Below are 17,395 nucleotides of genomic sequence, written 5' to 3'. Positions count from 1 at the left end.
CCGGCGCGCCGGCCGCCGGATCGGCCCCGCCATCAGCGCAGATAATTGGCCAGCGACAGGCCGTTGATCTGCGCGAAGGCCGAATAGGAGGATTCCAGCAGCGTCTTCCGGAGCGAGATGTCGATCGCGACCTGCCCCATGTCGGCATCCTCGACATCGCCCACCGCGCTCGTCAGCAGCAGCGTGCGATCGTCGGCACGCTTGACCATATCGTCCACGCGATTCTGGGCGCGGCCATTGCCCGCGTCCGCGACGCGCAGATCGGCAAGGCCCGCGTCCATCTGGCTGACCGCCTGCGTCATCGCGTCGATCTGCGCCTGGGTGGGCCGCTCGCCGACCGGCCCCATCTCCGCCAGCGTGCGGAAGGCGGCGACGAAATTCTTGCCGAAATCGGAGGCGACGATGCCGAAGCTCATATCCTCCCCCGGCGCGATCCGCGCGGAGAGGCGGGTCTGGTCGTTCGTGAAGGCCGCGTCGCGATCGAGGCCGACCGTATCGGCCAGCGTCTGCGGCACGAGCGGGGCCGCGCCGGTCTGGCCGCCGGCGAACAGATACTTGCCGCCATCGGCCGCGTTCATCGCCGCCTTGAACTGATCGAAGGCCGCGCTCGCCTCGCCCACCAGATCGGAGGCGTTGCCCGTGCCGATCACGTCGAGCAGCGTCTTGCGCAGCGCGCTCACCGTCGTGTCGACCTGCCCCAGCCGCGACTGATAGAAAGACAGGGTCGTATCCACGCGGCTGGCGACGCGCGATTGCGCGTCATATTGCGCGAGCATCGATCGCGCCGACAGGACGCGCCCCGAATCCGTCCCGAGATCGGCATAGCTCTGCACCTTCTTGGTGGTGCTGAGCTGCTCCTGCGCGTCGGCCAGGCTCCGCTGCGTCCGCAGCATCGCACTCTGCATCAGAGTCTGCATGGGCACGGTGGCGATTCTGGTCATGACAGTCTCCCTCAGCCGATCATCTTGATCAGGGTATCGTACATGTCGGACGCGGTGGTCACGACGCGGGCGGCGGCCGAATAGCTGTTCTGCAGCACGACCATCTGGGAGAGTTCCTCCTCCACGTTCACGCCCGAGAAATTGTCGCGGCGGGCCACGGCATCCGTCATCCGCGCCTCGGCCCCCGCCTGTGCGGTCTTGGCGCGCGCGGACTCCGTGCCGATGCGGCCGAACAGGGCGTTGGAGAAGGCATCGAGCGTGGTGACGCCGTCCCTGCCCAGATCGATCGGACTGCTGAGCGCGTTGACCAGGGCGGTCGCGCCGCGCTTGTCGCCGGGGCCGATCGCCTTCGCGCCCGGCGCCGCATTCGTATCCAGCAAGGCGAGCGGAAAACCCTCGGGCTTGGCGAGCAAGGCGGACGAGACCGCCGCCGTATCCAGCCCGCTGCTGGTGAGCGAAAGACCGGACCATTCCGAAAAGGTCAGCCCCGTACCCAGCCTGTTGGTGGAATCCGAGGAGACGGAGAGCGTGGCGCCCTGCGAGGCCGTGTTCGGCTGGAAGCGGATGCGGCCGAGCCCGTCGAGCGAGAAGCTGCCATGGGCGGAGAGCGGGCTGGCATTCAGCTCGGTGATGATGTCGCCCACCGTCGGGCCGACGCTGCCGGTGACGGCATAGCTGCCCAGCACCTTGCCATTGGCATCGCGCAGCAGGATGTTCGCCGTCTCGCCCGTGCCGAAGCCGTGTGGATCGGCGGCGGTGAAGCCCGAGGGGACGAGCGAGCCCGAGCCGCTCTTCACGACATCGTTCAGCCCGAAATACTGGGCGAAACCGATACCGCTGCGGCTGCTGGGCGTGGTGGGATCCTGGCCGGTGGCGATGCCGTTGGTGGCGTCGGTGGCGATGATCGTGAGCGCGCCGTTCGCGAAGCTCGCGGTGCCCGCGCCCCCCAGCCCGGCGTTGATCGCATCGACCGCATCCTGCACGGTCGCCGTCGGCCCGAGCGTGTCGAAATCGACATTGGCCTTGGCCACCAGCGTGCCGTCCGCCTTCACCACCGCGAACGTGGCCTTGCCGGTGAAGCCCAGCCGGTCGGTCGCGACGAGGCCGGTGTTGCGCCCCTGCAGGCTGGCCGGCGCCGGCAGTTGCGCGCCCGCATTCGACACCGCGTTGAGCGTCTGCGCCAGCCCTGTGAACAGCGCGTTCAGATCGCTGGTCGCCTGCGGCAGAACCTTGTCGCGCATGTCGATCAGCCCGCCGAGCTTGCCGCCCACCGCCGACGACGCGATCGTGTCGCCGGTCGCCGCCCCCGGCGTGCCATCCGCATTGGCGAAACGGATCGTGATGTCCGAGTAAAGCGTGGTCGCGCTGCCATTGCCCTTCGGATAGTCCAGCTGGCGCAGGCGCTGGTCGAGCAGCACCTGGCCCGAGGTCGTCTCGATCGTGACGCGCCCATCCGTCTGCTGGCGGACGGTGACGCTCATCAGGCCGCTCAGCTCCTGCAGCGCGGTCAGCCGCTGATCGTCGACGCCGCTCGTGCTCTTGCCGAAGGCGGAAAGGCGCGCGACATCGTCGTTCAGCCCGTCGATCTGCTTGAGCAGATCGTTGATGCGGCCGACAGTGTTGCTGATGCCCGTGTCGATATCGGCGCGCATCGCGGCGATGGAATCGGCGGTCTGGTGGAGCGAGGTGATCGCATCCTGGGCATTGCCGAGGAACGTCGCCGTGGCCGAGGTGGCATCGGCGGAGCCCGTCATCTCGGCGGCAGAGGCCATGATCGCATTCAGCCGCGCCGGCAGGCCGAACGTGTCGCCCGGCTTGCCGAGCAAGGCCTGCAGCTGATCATAATAAGACAGCGACACGTCGCTCCGCCCCGCCTCCCCGGCGCGGGAATAGACGGTGCCTTCGAGGAAGCGATCCGCGACGCGCGTGGGCTCCCCCACCGCGACGCCGCCGATCCGCCCGGCCGTGACCGCCGTACTCTGCGTGGCGATCTCGCGGGCGTAACCGGGCGTGTTCACATTGGCGATGTTGTTCGAAACCGAACGCAGCCCGGCCTGCGAGGCGGACAGGCCGGTGAGGGCCGTGCTGAGGATCTCGTTCAAAGACACGGGCGTGGTCCTTCGTTGGCCGGGGCTGCGTTCGCGAGGAAGGCCGGGATCAGCGCTTCAGATTGCTGACTTCCTGCAGCATCTCGTCCACCGTGGTGATGATCTTGGACGAGGCGCTGTAGGCGCGCTGGAAGCGGATCATGTTGCTGAATTCCTGCGCCAGATCGACGTTCGACGCTTCCAGCGCATTGCTGGAGATCGAGCCCGAGCCAAGCGTGCCCGGCTCGTTGATCGCGACCGTGCCGGACAGGCCCGAGCCGACATAGGCATTGCCGCTCAGGCGGGTAAGGCCGTCCGGATTCTGGAAGGTAGCGAGCGGCAGCTGATAGATGTCGCGCGTCGTGCCATCCTCGAACACGGCGGTCACACGGCCGCTGTCCGAAATCTCCACCGAGGCGACCGTGCCGAGCAGGCCGCCATTGACCGACGAGTTCAACAGCGCCGAGGGCTGGCCGGACTGGGTGAGGCCGTCGAGCCCGTCCTGCGAGCCCATCGCGAGCGAAATGGGGCTCGATCCCGCACCGTTGGTCCAGCCGGGGGTGAGATTGGCGAAGAGCGCGGGGCTGGATCCGGCCAGATCCAGCGATCCATCCGGATTGAACGCCACGGTGCCGCTGGCGAGCAGGCCGCCCGCCGCCGTCACGTCGCTGGCGGGCTGGGCGTAGATTTCGGCCTGCCAGGTGTTGGCGGCGGTCTTCACGAAACCGAAGGTCAGCTGGTGCGCGCCGCCCTGCGCATCATAGACGGTGATCGGGCGCGAGAATTGCGGCGTGACGGTGCCGCTGGCCATGTTGCCCGCCACATAGGGACCCGCGATCGGATCCTGCGTCGACTGCAGATTGGCGCGCAGCGTGACGGCGGTGGTCGGCGCGGCGGTGCCGGTCAGCGCGTTCGTCTTGATCGACTGGAGCGAGCCGATATCGCCATTGTTCACATAATTGCCGTTCGCATCGACCGGCCAACCCTGCAGATAATAGCCCGCCGCATTCTTCAGATAGCCGTTCGCATCCGGCCGGAACGAGCCGGCGCGCGTATAGGCGACCTGATCGTCATCGGCGGAGGTGCGGACGACGAAGAAGCCCGCGCCCTCGATGCCGATGTCCGTGCTCTGCGCGGCGGCCTGCAGCAGCCCCTGCTTTGAGATCAGCGCCTGCGGCGCGGCATTCACGCCACCCGCCGAATAGCTGGACTTCAGCCGGCCATCGGTGACGAGCGTGCTGAATTCGGCGGCCACGCCCTTGTAGCCCACCGTGTTCACGTTGGTGATGTTGTCCGCAACGGTCGCCATCGCGGCGGCCTGGGCGCTGAGGCCCGAAACGCCGGCATAAAGGGCGGAGTAGAGGCTCATCTTAATCTCCCACGAAGGATCCGGGCGAAGCCGCCACCGCGACCTTCCGCCTTCGGGATCATTATAGGATCGAAGGATGAGGCACCAAATATAGGAATAACTTGCCTAGCCGCCCGAAGAGGCTGCCGCCCCCTCTATAATGAGGCTCGCACGGTCATGCGGAAGGACGGACATGCTGAAGATTTCCCTGCGGAATGGCGAGCGGATCATCATCAACGGATCGGTGGTGCAGTCGGTCGGCCGCTCGATGATCTGCGTGGAGAATGACAGCGCCATCCTGCGCGGACGCGACGTGATGCGGCCCGAAGAGGCCAATACGCCCGCCAAACGTCTCTATTTCGCCTGCATGCTCGCCTATATCGATCCGGCCGACGTGGATCGCCACCGCCACAGCGTGGCCGAGCTGGCGGGCGAGCTGGCCGCCGTTCTCGCGTTGCCGCGCGCCCGCGCGCTCTGCCTGAAGATCGTCGATCATTGCAGCGGCGGGGATTTCTACAAGGCGCTGGTCGAATGCCGCGTGCTGATCCTCTATGAGGCCGAGGCGATGGCGCGTCCGGCTTCGACGGCGGCATAATCTGCCGTGCAGAGCCTCTCGTCCGTGACCGCCGCGTTGCGCGGCCTCTCGCCCGATCGCCGCTATGGCCGCGTGGTCGCGGTGCGCGGCGCGCTGATCGAAGTGGAAGGGCTGATCGGCGCGGCCTCGATCGGATCGCGCGTCACCATCGCCGCTCTCGGCGGCCCGATCGAGGCCGAAGTGACCGGGCTGGATCACGGCATCGCGCATTGCCTGCCGTTCAACGATCCGCAGGGCATCGCCTCCGGCACGCGCGTGGAGCTGGCGGCGGGCCAGTTCACGCTGCGCCCCTCGTCGGCCTGGCTCGGCCGCGTGATCGACGGGCTGGGTCGCCCGGTCGATCGCAAGGGCCCGATGATGGCCGGGTCCGAGGCACGCCTGATCCGGGGCATGCCGCCCCACGCCTCCACCCGCGCGCGCGTGGGCCACAAGATCGAGACCGGCGTGCGTGCGCTCGATATCTTCGCGCCGCTTTGCCTGGGCCAGCGGCTCGGCCTGTTCGCCGGATCGGGCGTCGGCAAATCCACTCTGCTCTCGATGCTCGCGCGCTGGACGGACTGCGATGTCGCCGTGATCGGCCTGATCGGCGAGCGCGGCCGCGAAGTGCAGGAATTCGTGGAGGACGATCTGGGCGACGGCGCGCTGGAACGCAGCGTCGTCGTGGTCGCGACGTCGGACGAGCCCGCGCTCATGCGGCGGCAGGCGGCGTGGACCACGCTCGCCGTGGCCGAGCATTTCCGCGACCAGGGCCTGCGCGTGCTGTGCCTGATGGATTCGGTCACGCGCTTCGCGATGGCGCAGCGCGAGATCGGGCTGGCCGGGGGCGAGCCGCCCGCCACCAAGGGCTATACCCCCACCGTCTTCGCCGAACTGCCGCGTCTGCTGGAGCGCGCGGGACCCGGCGTGCGCGGATCGGGATCGATCACGGGCGTCTTCACCGTGCTGGTGGACGGCGACGATCATAACGAGCCCGTCGCCGATGCCGTGCGCGGCATTCTCGACGGCCATATCGTGATCAGCCGCCGCATCGCCGAGCGCGGGCGCTATCCGGCGATCGACCTGCTCAAGTCGCTCTCGCGCACGCTGCCGCATGCCCATTCGATCGAGGAGAATGACCTGCGGATCGCAGCGCGGCGCGAACTCTCCATCTACAGCGAAATGGAGGAGATGATCCGGCTCGGCGCCTACAAGACTGGCGCCAACGACGCCGTCGATCGCGCCGTATCGATCGCGCCCCGCATCGAGGCGATGCTGAGCCAGGGCAAGGAGGATCGCGGCACGGCGGCGGAGGCGTTCGCGCTGCTCGCACAGATCGTGGCGGGCGAGCATGCGGGGGCGAACGATGCCGACGCCCTATGATGCGCTGATGCGCCTGCGCCAGCGCGAGGTGGACGATCTGCGCATCGCTATCAGCGTCCAGATCGATCAGCTCGTCTCGATCGAGAATCGCCATACCGTGATCAATGCCGCGCTCGCGCAGGCGCAGGACGTGACGGCGAGCGAGGTGCTGCTCAATACCCAATCCTATATGGCGCGCCTGCGCGCCGAGCGCGATGCGGTGACGAACAATCGCAAGATGGCGGGCGCGCGCCTCTCCCAGCTGCGCGACAATGCCGTGGAGGCCTATGGCGCGCTGCGCGCGATCCATTCGGCGGCGGACGACTATCGTTCGGACGTGGAAAGAAGCGCCGCGCAGGCCGACCAGGCCTTCATCGACGATCTCGTCGGCGGACGGGGCAGCCGCAGGCCGCAGCGGCGACGCTGATGGTCTATACCGCCGCCTTCCGCTCCCTGCCGCCGGCGCAGCGCGCGGACCTGCTCTACCGGCAGGCGCGCGACGACATGGCGCAGAGCCTGTGGTCCGCCACGATCGGCGGCGGGCCCTCCGGCGACGGCAAGGCCGCTGCCGCCCCCGTCCCGCGCGCGCGCGACATGGATCTGAACACGATGCTGGCGATCCTGACCCAGCCGCAGGCGGCGGCCGATGCGGCGCGAGTCCCCGCCCCCGATGCGCGGGCCCTGCTTATGCCCCAGCCTCCCGCCGCATGGCCCGAGCGGTCCGACGATCCGCCGCCGCAGCGGCAACCGCGCCCCTCCGCGCCCGTGGCCGGGCTGGGCCCCAATGCGGGCTATCGCGACACGCTCTCTGCGGCCGCAGCGCGCACCGGCTTTCCGGCCGAGGCGCTGGCGGCGATCATCAACGCCGAGGCGGCGCAGAATGCCGACGGCAGCTGGATCAGCCATTCACGCAACACCCGCTCCAGTGCCGCCGGGCTCGGCCAGTTCCTGAGCGGCACCTGGAAGGGCATGGCCGAGCGGCGCGGCTCCTGGCTCAACGCCTTTGCCGAAGCGCAAGGCTGGCTCGATCCGCGCGGCCATGTGCGAGGCGAGGCGAAGTCCGACCTGCTGGCGCTGCGCTACGATGCGCGCGCCTCGATCGAGACGATCGCCGATTATGCGCACGACAATGTCGCGACGATGCGCGCGGCGGGACTCGCCATCGGCGCGTCTGCGGAGAGCGTCGGCCAGGCGGCCTATCTTGCCCATCATCTGGGCGTGAGCGACGCGATTCGATTCGTGAAGCGTGGGCTGGATCCGGCACGCGCCGAAACTCTGCTCGCCGCCCAGATCGGATCGGCCGCGGCCAGCGCGCGAATCGCCCAATGCGGGGATGCCGCGCAGGCGCATCGTTCCTGGCTGATCGATTATACCACGCGGCAATTCCGACCCGGCCGTTTCGCCGCCGCCTTCCACGCCTGAGCGCGCGACCGCGCGTTCCCAGGCGCCTTCTCCTTGGAATCCTTCGCGATTGGCTGCGGATAGCGATGCCCTGCGGGCCGCCCGCCCACTTTTTTGGAGCGCCGGACGGTTATCCTATATCGGCAAAAATTGCAGAAACGAGGGACTATTTTCCTAATCCCATTATGGGATTTACCGGTTAGTAAGGTTTCGCGGCCAAATTTGTCCTCGGGCAAAGGAGATCTGGGGACATATCTTCCCATATCCTTGAACGGGATGAGAGCCATGTCGAAAACTACCACGGCGATCGAAGCAGCGGTTCAGATGATACTCGCGCAGGTTCCGGCCGGAGACGGGGGCGCACCGACCGCGCGCCAGCGCGCCGCCATCGACAAGGCGTTCACGCAGATCATGCGCTTGATCGCGCCGCGCGTGCGCCACTTCATCCGCCAATATGGGCTGAGTGCGCATTGGGACGATGCCGAACAATGCTGCGCCATCGCCGTGCACCGCGCGATCCAGACCTATGATCAGGAGAAGGCGCAGTTCACCACCTTCGTGAACTGGCTGATCCGGGGCGAGCTGCAAAGCCTGCGCTTCCGCCTGATGACCGACCAGCGCCCCTCCGCCCGCAAGGTGGAGGCGACGACCGTCTCGCTCCAGGCGCTCAGCGTCGGCGAGGATGGCGAGGATGGCGGCGCCGAAGTGCTGATCGAGGACGAGAATGCGCTGTCGCTGACCGAGGCGGGCGCCTCCGACTATCTCGCCGGCTCGGCGATGCGATCGATGACGGACTCCTATGTCGATCATCTCCGCAAGATCGGCCTGAGCCAGCTCAGCCGCCGCACCCGCCCGCGCAAGGCCGGGGAAGCCCCGCGCGACGGCGAGAACCGCCCGCGCCTCAAGATCCACGCGATCGATCCCGAAGAGCTGGAGAAGCTGGAGCAGCGCCTGACGCGCAACCGCGCGCTGGTGGAGCAGCGCCTGTTCGAGATCGCCGATGCGATCACGCCCGACGATCAGGACATCACGAAGGAGCGCATGCGCCAGATCACCAAGCGCGCGGCCAAGACCATCGCCGAGATCACCGGCAGCGAGCCGAAATTCCTGATCATGGCGGAGGCGTCGCGCAGCCCGGCGCTCACCCCGCGCGCCAGGGCCGCCAAACCGGCCAAGGCCGAGCGGCAGGCCGATCAGCCCTGCCCGATCATCATCCTGCCGCCGAGCCGGCCGACGGCGCAGCGGCGCCCGGTCGGCCCGCAAAATTATCCGCTGCACGAGCGCGGGATCATGCGGGACATGCCGGCCCGCTCCATCATGCCCGGCCGATCGATCCACTGATCCGAAACGTCCGGCGATCCACCGGACACACGCGACTCACCGATCGGAAAAAGACGCCCACCCGCCGCCGGCATGCAGAACCGGCGGCGGGCGCGCCGTTTCGGCGGGTTGGATTGGCCCATATCGGACATTTTTCGTCTCCGCGCCGGCGGTGCATCCGGCGAGAAAATCCCACGGAAATGAATGTTTTCCGCCTCGACCGGCTGGATGAGCCCGGCTTATAGGAAGTTATCGAGTATAGGAGCTTGGTAAGAGGTCGTTGAAATTATTCGGATACACGCTCCTCGCAGAAAGCTCTGGCTGCAGGATAGCGGCTGCAAGACGAGGACGTGATGCCGGCCAATAAGCGCACCCAAGCCCGGATGGCCTGCGACACCGTAACGATCGATCCCTATCGCTCCCTGGTGTTTCCGAACGAGGTGCGCCGCGCGCGCAAGGAGCATGGCCTACCCCGCCTGCTCGCATTGTCCGGCCGCCTCCCCGACATCCCCTATGTCCGCCTCTCGAAGATCGAGCGCGGCGAGGTCTTCGCCAAGCCCGACGAGATGATCGCGGTCGCCGGGGTCCTCGGCGTCCCACCCGAAAGCCTGCTGATCGACATCGACACCCCTGATTTCGAGATCGGCCGCTGGGCGACCGATCTCGGGGATTGGGAGCCCGTCGATCCCGAGCAGGACCGTTTCGCCTTGATGCTGGGTGCCGCCGTCCGCGCCCGCCGCGCGCAGGATGATGGCCTGACGATCGCCGCGATCGAGCAGACGTACCGGATCGCGCCGGTGATCCTGTCCCGCATCGAGAATGCCTTCAAGCCGTTCGAGCGGTGGAACGGGCAGACGGTGGCCGCACTCTGCCAGCTGTTCGGCGTGCGCGATGCAGCCGCGCTCCGCAAAACGGTGCTGGAGATGGCGCGCGAAGGTGCGCTGGACGCCTATGTCCGTCTTCTCGCGGACCCCGAGGCCCGGATCGCGAAATCGCGCAAGCGCATCGCCGAATTGCGCACCGCGCTGGCCAATCCGGCCGCACCCGCCGCACCGCAGCGTCGGGGCAGGCCCGCGCGCGTCGCCCGGACGCTCCGAAGCGATCCGGCGCCGGCAGCGACGGTCGCACAGCCAGGCTCGGCTCCGGTAGCGACCGCGCCCTCCGCCACCGCGCTCGCGCCCGATCAGGCGATCGTGCGCCTGCTTCCCGTTTACGGCCTGCCTCTGGCGGACGGATTGATCGCGCGCACGTCGGTCGGCGGCACTGTCGAGGCGCCGCGCAGCGCCGGCCCGGATGCCTATGGCCTGCGCGTCTGCCGCCCGACGCTCGGCCTGGGCCTGCCCGCCAGCGCCACGGTGATCGTCGATCCCGCGCGCTTCCCGTCCGGCGGGGGCATCGCGGTGGTGGAAGAAGAAACGGGCCTACGCCTGCTCGCCATCACCTTCGATCGGCATGGCCGGATGATGGGCTATAGCGAAAGCCCCAATCACGAAGTGGCGATCGACACGATCGCGCCCGGCCGCATCGCGATGGTGATCGCCGCGATCCTGTAGGCGGCTTGTCTCCGAAATGCGCGGAAGAGCGCATTTCGAGGCGACGCCGGCCCGCTCCCCCACCCGGTCTCCCACAGAATATCCTGGATGGGAGGCCGGGTGGGGGAGCGGGCCGGCGCCGCACCTCAATAATGCGAGTTGATCGAGATCGGCGTGGCCAGATCCATCGGGGTCAGATCGCCCGCTGCGCGATAGGTGGAGGCGCGCTTGCCGGCGAGGCGGCGGGCCTCGCGGGCGAAAGCCTCCATCATCTCGGACGACAATTCCAGCTGGCGCTCCAGCAGAGCCGCATTGTCCGCCGCCGCCTTGCCGAGCCCGACCAGCGCGTCGGACAGACGCGTGCGCTGCTCCTCGTCCAGCGTATCGGCCCAGTCCGGCTGGCGGCGATTGAGCGTCACCATCTCCTGTTCCAGCAGCCCGGTCAGCCGCAGCTTCACCGTCACCAGTTCGCCCAGCGCACCGTCGCGGTGGCTCGCCTGCAGCCGCGCCGTCTCTTCCGTCATGATCATGGTCAGCGAAAGGATCAGATCGATGATGTCAGCGGCCATCGGCCGAGCCTCCCTGCATGCGGATGATCTGCGCGGCGACCGACGGCGCGAGCCCCAGCCCGCCGCGCTGCGCGATCGATTTGCCCATCTCCTCGGCCATGATGTCGCGGAACATCTCCTCGCCGTGCCCGCCCGGCAGATCGCCGCCGCCCGTGGCGCTTTCCATCATGATCTTCGTCACCTGCCCGATGAAGACCGATTCGAAATCGCGCGCCGTGCGGGCGACATCGACGGGCACGCCGCGCATCGACGGTGCGAGGCGGGGCGGCGAGGCGGGAGAGGGTGGGAGAGCGGCAGCGGCGCGCGCGACCGGATCCATCACTGGACCTCGATCTCGGCCTGGAGGGCCCCCGCCCCCCGCAAGGCCTGGAGGATCGTGATGAGATCGCGCGGACTCACGCCCAAGGCGTTGAGCCCCGTCACCAGGGTCTTGAGCGAGGCGCCCTCGACCATGGCGAGCGACGCGCCGCTGCCGTCGTCGACGTCGATCCGCGTGCGCGGCAGGACCGTCGTCTGCCCATTCGAGAAAGCGTCGGGCTGCGAGGCGATCGGCGCCTCGGTGACGCCGATGGTGAGCCCGCCCTGTGCGATGGCGACAGGGCTGATCCGCGTATCCGCGCCCATCACGACCGTGCCCGAGGCTTCGTTGATCACGATGCGCGCCGGCTGATCCACCTCGACCGGCAGATTCTCGATCCGCGCGACCATCGCCATCGCGGCACCCGGGCCGCCTGGCGGATGGATCTGCACCGTCGCCGGATCCAGCACCTCGGCCGCGCCGGGATTGCCCTTGTTGATCGTCTCGGCGATCCGATAGGCGGTGGTGAAATCGGGGTTCTTCAGCGCCAGCTTCAGCCCGTCGGCGGATTTCAGCGCGAACGGCACCTCGCGCTCCACCGTGGCGCCGCCCGATATCCGGGCCGAGGTCGCCACGCCGCGCGTGATGCTCGCCGCCTGCCCCTGCGCCTTGAAGCCGGAAACCGCGACCGGCCCCTGCGCCACCGCATAGATCTCGCCATCCAGCGCGCGCATCGAGGTGACGATCAGCACGCCGCCCTGCAGGCTGGTGGCATCGCCCAGCGACGACACCTGCACGTCGATCTTCGATCCCATCCGCGCGAAGGCCGGCATGGAAGCCGTGACGGAGACGGCGGCGACATTCTGCGTGCGCATCTGCGCGCCGCGAATGTTCACGCCCATCCGCTCCAGCATCGCCTGCATCGTCTCTTCGGTGAAGGGCGTGTTGCGGATGCGATCGCCGGTGCCGGCGAGGCCGACGACCAGACCGTAGCCGACCAGCTGGTTCGCGCGCACATTCTCGACATCCACGATGTCCTTGATGCGCGACGAGGCGAAAGCGGGCGCGCCGCCGAGGGGCGCCGCGGCCGCGATCATCGCGGCGGTGAGGCGCAGGATGGTGAGGTGCCGGGACATTGCTTTTCTTATAGGATGAGCGCGGCGGCACATCGCGTCACGGACGGCAAATATCTCCATGTCCGTGCCGGTTTGCGGGATGCGAGGAAGAGCGCATTTCGGGGGCGCCGACTCCTTTACCACCCGAGCACCCATATGGGATCGGTGAGCAATTCGTTCCCACCTCCGTTTGCACTGAGCTTGTCGAAGTGCCGCTCTCCTTTCTCTCGCCTTTTCAGGAAGAAGGACGGTGCTTCGACAAGCTCAGCACGAACGGAATTCCGGTTCTGACCCATTACGCAACGATCACACCGAGAATCCGATGGGGAGGCCGGATTGGGGGAGCGGCTGGCACGGCCATGCGCCGAACGCGCATCCAAAAAAACAATCAGTCGCGCTGCCGGGCGAGCCGCAGCACGTACCCGATGATCTCCGCCACGGCGGCATAATGCTCCACCGGGATCGGCCGATCGATGTCCGCGCCCGCGAACAGAGCGCGCGCCAGCGGCGGGCTTTCCACGATCGGCACCCTGGCGGCCGTCGCCACCTCGCGGATCTTCAGCGCCACCTCGTCCACACCCTTGGCCACCACCACCGGCGCCGCCATCTCGCCATGCGTATATTGGAGCGCGACCGCATAATGGGTCGGGTTGGTGATGACGACGCTCGCCTCCGGCACCGCCGCCATCATGCGCCGCTTGGCGCGCTGCAGGCCGATCGCGCGGATGCGCGCCTTGATCTTGGGATCGCCGTCGCTCTCCTTGATCTCGTCGCGCAATTCCTGAAGCGTCATCCGCATCCGCTTCAGGAAGGCGCGGTGCTGATAGACATAATCGAACGCGGCGAGCGCGACGACGAGGATCGCCACCGCCTTCACCATCCCGAACACGATTGTGCCCGCCGCCGTCACCAGCCGATCGGGCGAGGCGCCGATCAGCTGATCGAATGCCACCGCATGGGGCCACGCGATCAGCAGCCCGATCGAGACGACGACGGCGAACTTCACGAGCGTCTTCGCGAATTCCACGAAGGCACGCCGCCCATAGATGCGGCCCAGCCCGCTCATCGGCGACACTTTCGACCATTTGGGCGCCACGCGGGACCAGGAGAGGCTGGGCGAACCCTGCAGGAACACGATCAGGAACGCCGCGCCGAAGAACAGGCCGATCAGCGGCAGCAGCGCCATGCCGCTGCGAAACATCACCCCGGTCATGAAGGCCTGAAAGCCGTCCTGCGTCAGCGCATAATCGTCCGCGCTCCCCCACACGATCGTGAAGAACCGGGACAGGCGCGCGAGGCTCCACGCGCCCACCCCGCCGACCGCCACCGTCATCGCCACGAACATCAGCGCATGGCGCACCTCGGGCACATTCGGCGTCTCGCCCCGGTCGCGCGCCTGTTTCAGGCGGCGGGCGGTCGGCTCTTCGGTCTTCTGATCCTGATTGTCGTCCGCCACGGATCAGACGAGCCCGCTCGACTGAAGGAAGGCGCCCATCGCGGTCGCGAAACCATACAGCGCCGTGCCGATCACGGCCGCGAACAGCGACAGGCCCAGCAGGATGTTGAGCGGCTGGGTGATGAAGAAGATCTGGATCGCGGGCGCGATGCGCGCGGCGAGGCCCAGCGCGACGTTGAAGACGATGCCGTAGAGCAGAAGCGGTGCCGCCATGCTGACGGCGAGCGCCATCGCCCGTCCCGTCGTCATCACCGCCAGCTGCGCGAAATCGGCGGCGGGCGGCAGGCCTCCCACCGGAAAGCTCGCATAGGAATGGACGATCGCCGCGATCCACAGATGATGCAGGCCGAGCGAGAGGCAGACGACCGCCGCCGCCACGTTCGTGAAGCGCGCCAGCAGCGGCAATTGGCCGCCCATCGCCGGATCGAACACGAGCGCGGAAGACAGGCCGATCTGCATCGACGCGATCGATCCCGCCATCGCCGCCGCCTGAAAGAAGATGCGCACGAGCATGCCGATGGCGAGCCCGGTCATGATCTCCGCCACCGTGATCGCGATAAGGCCGGCACCGGCATGGGGCGCGACCACGCCCGCCACCTTGCCGTGCAGCAGCCCATAGAGGCCGAGCGCGAAGCCCAGCCCGAGCAGCAGCCTGATCTGCGGTGGGATCGCCTCTTCGGAGAAAGCCGGCAGCAGCATCGCCACCGCCCCGATCCGCGCGAACAGAATCAGGAACGTGGCCGCATCCACCGGCAAAAGACCGATCAGTGCGAAAGCGGACCCGGACATGGGCGCCTTACCCCGAGATGATCATGTCGGCGATCCGCGCCATGAAGCCCGACAGCGCCTGCCCGATCATCGGCAGCGACAGGAGCAGCACGATTCCCATCCCCACGATCTTGGGCACGAAGGTGAGCGTCATTTCCTGCACCTGCGTCAGCGCCTGCAGCAGGCCGATGGCGACGCCGATCACCAGCGACACCAGCAGCAGCGGACCGATCAACGTCACGAGCAGCAGCAGCGCCGCCCGCGCGATCTCCATCGCCTGGAAGGCGTCCATCGCGCGTCAGATCTGCATGCGCATGATATCGTTATAGGCGCCGATCACGCGATCGCGCACCGCGACCACCGTGTGCAGCGCGCTCTCCGCCGCGCCGATGGCGGTGACGACATCGATCATGTCACCCTTGCCCGCCACCTGCTTGGCCGATGCGTTTTCCGCGCCGCGCAGCGCGGTGGCGGTATCGCTCACCATCGTCTGCACCATGCCGCCGAAATCCGCACCGGCAGGCGCCTCGGCCGCGCCGAGCGACGAGGCCGCATCGCTGGCCTTGATCGCCCGGCCATAAGCGGCGGCCGCATCCAGAGCCTTGATCGTCATGGAAAACCCCCTTGGTTTAGCGGAGCAGATCGATCGTGCGCATCGTCATGCCGCGCGCCGCTTCGATCGCGTTGAGATTGGCTTCGTAGGAGCGCTGCGCGGCCTTCATGTCGGCCGCCTCGACGAGCCCGTTCACGTTCGAGCGCTGGACGTAGCCGGACGTGTCGGCCGCCGGATTGCCCGGCTCATAGGTGCGGGTGAAGGCGGCCTTGTCGCCCACGATCGCATCCACCTTCACGTTGGTGGCGCCCGTCGCGCGATCCACCTGCGACTTGAACGTCGCCACGCGCCGCCGATAGGGCGCGCCGCCCGCCGTGGTGGCGATGGAATCGCTGTTAGCCAGATTTTCCGCGATCACGCGCATCCGCAGCGATTGGGCGCGCAGCCCCGATGCGGACACGTCGACAGACGATTTGAGATCCATTTCCCCCGCCCCGGCTAGGCTGACATGGCTTCATTATAGGAATTTTTTTCCGCCCCACGCCGAAGTGACGACAATTATCCTATAATCGACGTGGAAGGAACATTCATGGCCATGATCGAGGGTATTCCCGTCGAACTGTCAGTGGTTGTCGGATCCACCGACATCCCCATCCGCCAGCTGCTCAAGATGAGCCGGGGCGCGATGATCCCGCTGGATTGCGGGCATAACGATCCCTCCCAGCTCTATGTCGGCAACGATCTGGTCGCCGAAGGGCGCCTGCTGATCAACGGCGAGCAGATGGCGCTGGAGATCACGCGGGTCGTGACGCGGCTGTCCTGATCGATGGAGATCCTGCCGCTGCTGCGCATGCTGGGGACGCTCGCGCTCCTTCTGGGGGCGCTGTGGGGCGCCTTGTGGGCGGTACGCCGCTACGATCTGCGCCTGCCGGGACGAACGGGCGGCGGCCCCGCGCGGCGCCTGCAACTGGTCGATCGCCTCGCCATCGATGCGCGTCGCTCGATCCTGCTGATCCGCCGCGACAGCACCGAACATCTGGTGCTGCTGAGCGCGGATCACGCGCTGCTGCTGGAGAGCAATGCCGCGCCCGCTTTCCTGCCGGACACGGGGGAGACGCCCGATGCCTGAGGACGATCAACATATCTCCCCGCTCGTGCTGAGCCTGTCGAAGCCTGTCCTGAGCGCCTGCCTTGGCAGGCAGTCGAAGGGTGCCGTTCTTCTTCTCCTTCGCGCGGAGCCAAAGGCAGGACGGTGCTTCGACAGGCTCAGCACGAACGGTTGTGGGGGAGCCCGCTGAATGTCGATAGTTCACATCGCGCGCCTCTCCCGCTTACTCGGCGTGGCGCTGGCCCTCTTCCTTTTCGCCGAACCCGCTTTCGCGCAGAACGCGGCGGCAGGCGCCGCCGCCGCCGCGGCCGGATCCGTCTCCGGCCGCGCGATCCAGCTCGTGCTGGCGCTCACCGTCCTCAGCCTCGCGCCCGGCATCTTGATGACGGTCACGTCCTTCACCCGGATCGTCGTCGCCCTGTCGCTGCTGCGGACCGGCATCGGGGCGCCCGGCGTGCCACCCAATCCGGTGCTGATCAGCCTCGCGCTATTCCTGTCCTTCTTCGTGATGTCGGCCACGTTCGACACCGCGTGGAAGCAGGGCGTGGTGCCCTATAATGAGGGCAAGATCACCGAGGCGCAGGCGATGGAGGAGACGTCCAGACCCTTCAAGCAATTCATGCGCAAGAATGTCCGCCCGGCCGACGTCGCCTTGTTCGTGAAGCTGTCAGGCAAGCCCGCCACCCCGCGCGCGCCCCCCCAGAACGTAGACGTACCACTCACCACCCTGATGCCCGCCTTCATGATCTCCGAACTGCGCCGCGCGTTCGAGATCGGCTTCCTGCTGCTTCTGCCCTTTCTGATCATCGATCTGGCGGTGGCGGCGGTGCTGATGGCGATGGGCATGATGATGCTGCCCCCCGTCACCATCTCCATGCCGATGAAGATCATCTTCTTCGTGCTGGTGGATGGCTGGTCGCTGGTGGCGGGTTCATTGGTGCGCAGCTTCGGCGGGCTGCATTAGAG

The 17,395-nt window shown here is 67.5% G+C and carries 20 protein-coding genes; 9 read left to right on the top strand and 11 right to left on the bottom strand.

The window, feature by feature from the left end; translation table 11 throughout:
• Positions 1–32 precede the first annotated feature (32 nt).
• From HL653_RS06125 to flgE, 3 genes are read right to left on the bottom strand one after another with little or no spacing between them, the layout of a single operon-like run.
• Entirely contained in the window at positions 33–941 is a 909-nt protein-coding gene (locus HL653_RS06125; protein ID WP_253717604.1) for a flagellin, read from the bottom strand.
• An 11-nt stretch (positions 942–952) separates the two neighbouring features.
• Complete coding sequence (gene flgK, locus HL653_RS06120) at positions 953–3,049, bottom strand: flagellar hook-associated protein FlgK (RefSeq protein WP_171743736.1); 2,097 nt, start codon at positions 3,047–3,049, stop codon at positions 953–955.
• 49 nt (positions 3,050–3,098) lie between these two features.
• On the bottom strand, positions 3,099–4,397 hold the full coding sequence (flgE, locus tag HL653_RS06115; RefSeq protein ID WP_171743735.1) for a flagellar hook protein FlgE: 1,299 nt from the start codon (positions 4,395–4,397) through the stop codon (positions 3,099–3,101).
• Between the two features lie 172 nt (positions 4,398–4,569).
• On the opposite strand from flgE, the gene HL653_RS06110 reads away from it, so the two are divergent.
• The 6 genes from HL653_RS06110 (at position 4,570) to HL653_RS06085 (ending at position 10,583) form a co-directional block, all read left to right on the top strand.
• On the top strand, positions 4,570–4,971 hold the full coding sequence (locus tag HL653_RS06110) for a flagellar biosynthesis repressor FlbT (RefSeq protein ID WP_171743734.1): 402 nt from the start codon (positions 4,570–4,572) through the stop codon (positions 4,969–4,971).
• A 6-nt stretch (positions 4,972–4,977) separates the two neighbouring features.
• Positions 4,978–6,330 carry a flagellar protein export ATPase FliI gene (gene fliI / locus HL653_RS06105; RefSeq protein WP_171743733.1) on the top strand — a complete coding sequence of 451 codons (1,353 nt, stop codon included), beginning with the start codon at positions 4,978–4,980 and terminating at the stop codon, positions 6,328–6,330.
• A complete protein-coding gene (locus HL653_RS06100) occupies positions 6,314–6,736 on the top strand; it encodes a hypothetical protein (RefSeq protein WP_171743732.1) in 423 nt (140 codons plus the stop codon). Before fliI ends, HL653_RS06100 begins: the two co-directional genes overlap by 17 nt.
• A complete protein-coding gene (locus HL653_RS06095) occupies positions 6,736–7,731 on the top strand; it encodes a peptidoglycan-binding protein (RefSeq protein WP_171743731.1) in 996 nt (331 codons plus the stop codon). The genes HL653_RS06100 and HL653_RS06095 overlap by 1 nt, the downstream gene beginning before the upstream one ends.
• A gap of 264 nt (positions 7,732–7,995) precedes the next feature.
• The gene (locus HL653_RS06090) at positions 7,996–9,051 is read left to right on the top strand and encodes a sigma factor (RefSeq protein ID WP_171743730.1); all 1,056 of its coding nucleotides are present in this window, start codon (positions 7,996–7,998) and stop codon (positions 9,049–9,051) included.
• Positions 9,052–9,383: 332 nt separating this feature from the next.
• Positions 9,384–10,583, top strand: a complete 1,200-nt coding sequence (locus tag HL653_RS06085) for a helix-turn-helix domain-containing protein (protein WP_253717596.1) — start codon at positions 9,384–9,386, stop codon at positions 10,581–10,583.
• 125 nt (positions 10,584–10,708) lie between these two features.
• On the opposite strand, the gene HL653_RS06080 is transcribed toward HL653_RS06085, so the two are convergent.
• The 8 genes from HL653_RS06080 to flgC all read right to left on the bottom strand — a co-directional run bounded on the left by HL653_RS06080 (position 10,709) and on the right by flgC (position 15,805).
• Positions 10,709–11,131: a flagellar biosynthesis protein FlgN gene (locus tag HL653_RS06080; protein WP_171743729.1), complete on the bottom strand. Its 423-nt coding sequence runs from the start codon at positions 11,129–11,131 to the stop codon at positions 10,709–10,711.
• Positions 11,121–11,450 (bottom strand): rod-binding protein, encoded by a 330-nt coding sequence (locus tag HL653_RS06075; protein WP_171743728.1) that lies wholly within the window; start codon positions 11,448–11,450, stop codon positions 11,121–11,123. The genes HL653_RS06080 and HL653_RS06075 overlap by 11 nt, the downstream gene beginning before the upstream one ends.
• Complete coding sequence (locus HL653_RS06070; RefSeq protein ID WP_171743727.1) at positions 11,450–12,565, bottom strand: flagellar basal body P-ring protein FlgI; 1,116 nt, start codon at positions 12,563–12,565, stop codon at positions 11,450–11,452. The genes HL653_RS06075 and HL653_RS06070 overlap by 1 nt, the downstream gene beginning before the upstream one ends.
• Positions 12,566–12,932: 367 nt before the next feature.
• Positions 12,933–14,000, bottom strand: a complete 1,068-nt coding sequence (gene flhB / locus HL653_RS06065) for a flagellar biosynthesis protein FlhB (RefSeq protein ID WP_171743726.1) — start codon at positions 13,998–14,000, stop codon at positions 12,933–12,935.
• A gap of 3 nt (positions 14,001–14,003) precedes the next feature.
• Entirely contained in the window at positions 14,004–14,789 is a 786-nt protein-coding gene (locus tag HL653_RS06060) for a flagellar biosynthetic protein FliR (RefSeq protein WP_171743725.1), read from the bottom strand.
• A 7-nt stretch (positions 14,790–14,796) separates the two neighbouring features.
• Positions 14,797–15,060 (bottom strand): flagellar biosynthetic protein FliQ, encoded by a 264-nt coding sequence (locus HL653_RS06055; protein ID WP_171743724.1) that lies wholly within the window; start codon positions 15,058–15,060, stop codon positions 14,797–14,799.
• Positions 15,061–15,066: 6 nt separating this feature from the next.
• Positions 15,067–15,381 carry a flagellar hook-basal body complex protein FliE gene (locus tag HL653_RS06050; RefSeq protein ID WP_171743723.1) on the bottom strand — a complete coding sequence of 105 codons (315 nt, stop codon included), beginning with the start codon at positions 15,379–15,381 and terminating at the stop codon, positions 15,067–15,069.
• 16 nt (positions 15,382–15,397) lie between these two features.
• Positions 15,398–15,805 carry a flagellar basal body rod protein FlgC gene (flgC, locus tag HL653_RS06045; protein ID WP_171743722.1) on the bottom strand — a complete coding sequence of 136 codons (408 nt, stop codon included), beginning with the start codon at positions 15,803–15,805 and terminating at the stop codon, positions 15,398–15,400.
• Positions 15,806–15,910: 105 nt separating this feature from the next.
• Here flgC and HL653_RS06040 point away from each other — a divergent pair, with 105 nt between their 5' ends.
• From HL653_RS06040 to fliP, 3 genes are all read left to right on the top strand, one after another.
• Positions 15,911–16,144, top strand: coding sequence for a FliM/FliN family flagellar motor switch protein (locus HL653_RS06040; protein WP_171743721.1), 234 nt, complete (start codon positions 15,911–15,913; stop codon positions 16,142–16,144).
• Positions 16,145–16,147: 3 nt separating this feature from the next.
• A complete protein-coding gene (locus tag HL653_RS06035; RefSeq protein ID WP_171743720.1) occupies positions 16,148–16,450 on the top strand; it encodes a flagellar biosynthetic protein FliO in 303 nt (100 codons plus the stop codon).
• A 169-nt stretch (positions 16,451–16,619) separates the two neighbouring features.
• Positions 16,620–17,393: a flagellar type III secretion system pore protein FliP gene (gene fliP / locus HL653_RS06030; protein ID WP_171743719.1), complete on the top strand. Its 774-nt coding sequence runs from the start codon at positions 16,620–16,622 to the stop codon at positions 17,391–17,393.
• The last annotated feature ends 2 nt before the right edge of the window (positions 17,394–17,395 follow it).

The organism is Sphingomonas sp. AP4-R1 (assembly GCF_013113735.1).
Lineage (GTDB): Bacteria > Pseudomonadota > Alphaproteobacteria > Sphingomonadales > Sphingomonadaceae > Sphingomonas_I.
The sequence above is the reverse complement of the archived record's forward strand: the minus strand, read 5'-3'. Positions and strand labels throughout refer to the sequence as shown.

Excerpts from the sequence above, each read along its gene's own strand:
- HL653_RS06090 (WP_171743730.1), top strand. The coding sequence starts at position 7,996 with ATGTCGAAAACTACCACGGCGATCGAAGCAGCGGTTCAGATGATACTC.
- HL653_RS06125 (WP_253717604.1), bottom strand. The coding sequence starts at position 941 with ATGACCAGAATCGCCACCGTGCCCATGCAGACTCTGATGCAGAGTGCG.
- HL653_RS06075 (WP_171743728.1), bottom strand. The coding sequence starts at position 11,450 with ATGGATCCGGTCGCGCGCGCCGCTGCCGCTCTCCCACCCTCTCCCGCC.
- HL653_RS06080 (WP_171743729.1), bottom strand. The coding sequence starts at position 11,131 with ATGGCCGCTGACATCATCGATCTGATCCTTTCGCTGACCATGATCATG.
- HL653_RS06060 (WP_171743725.1), bottom strand. The coding sequence starts at position 14,789 with ATGTCCGGGTCCGCTTTCGCACTGATCGGTCTTTTGCCGGTGGATGCG.
- HL653_RS06100 (WP_171743732.1), top strand. The coding sequence starts at position 6,314 with ATGCCGACGCCCTATGATGCGCTGATGCGCCTGCGCCAGCGCGAGGTG.
- flgC (WP_171743722.1), bottom strand. The coding sequence starts at position 15,805 with ATGGATCTCAAATCGTCTGTCGACGTGTCCGCATCGGGGCTGCGCGCC.
- HL653_RS06110 (WP_171743734.1), top strand. The coding sequence starts at position 4,570 with ATGCTGAAGATTTCCCTGCGGAATGGCGAGCGGATCATCATCAACGGA.
- HL653_RS06050 (WP_171743723.1), bottom strand. The coding sequence starts at position 15,381 with ATGACGATCAAGGCTCTGGATGCGGCCGCCGCTTATGGCCGGGCGATC.
- HL653_RS06055 (WP_171743724.1), bottom strand. The coding sequence starts at position 15,060 with ATGGACGCCTTCCAGGCGATGGAGATCGCGCGGGCGGCGCTGCTGCTG.
- flgE (WP_171743735.1), bottom strand. The coding sequence starts at position 4,397 with ATGAGCCTCTACTCCGCCCTTTATGCCGGCGTTTCGGGCCTCAGCGCC.
- fliP (WP_171743719.1), top strand. The coding sequence starts at position 16,620 with ATGTCGATAGTTCACATCGCGCGCCTCTCCCGCTTACTCGGCGTGGCG.
- HL653_RS06035 (WP_171743720.1), top strand. The coding sequence starts at position 16,148 with ATGGAGATCCTGCCGCTGCTGCGCATGCTGGGGACGCTCGCGCTCCTT.
- HL653_RS06095 (WP_171743731.1), top strand. The coding sequence starts at position 6,736 with ATGGTCTATACCGCCGCCTTCCGCTCCCTGCCGCCGGCGCAGCGCGCG.
- HL653_RS06040 (WP_171743721.1), top strand. The coding sequence starts at position 15,911 with ATGGCCATGATCGAGGGTATTCCCGTCGAACTGTCAGTGGTTGTCGGA.
- HL653_RS06070 (WP_171743727.1), bottom strand. The coding sequence starts at position 12,565 with ATGTCCCGGCACCTCACCATCCTGCGCCTCACCGCCGCGATGATCGCG.
- HL653_RS06085 (WP_253717596.1), top strand. The coding sequence starts at position 9,384 with ATGCCGGCCAATAAGCGCACCCAAGCCCGGATGGCCTGCGACACCGTA.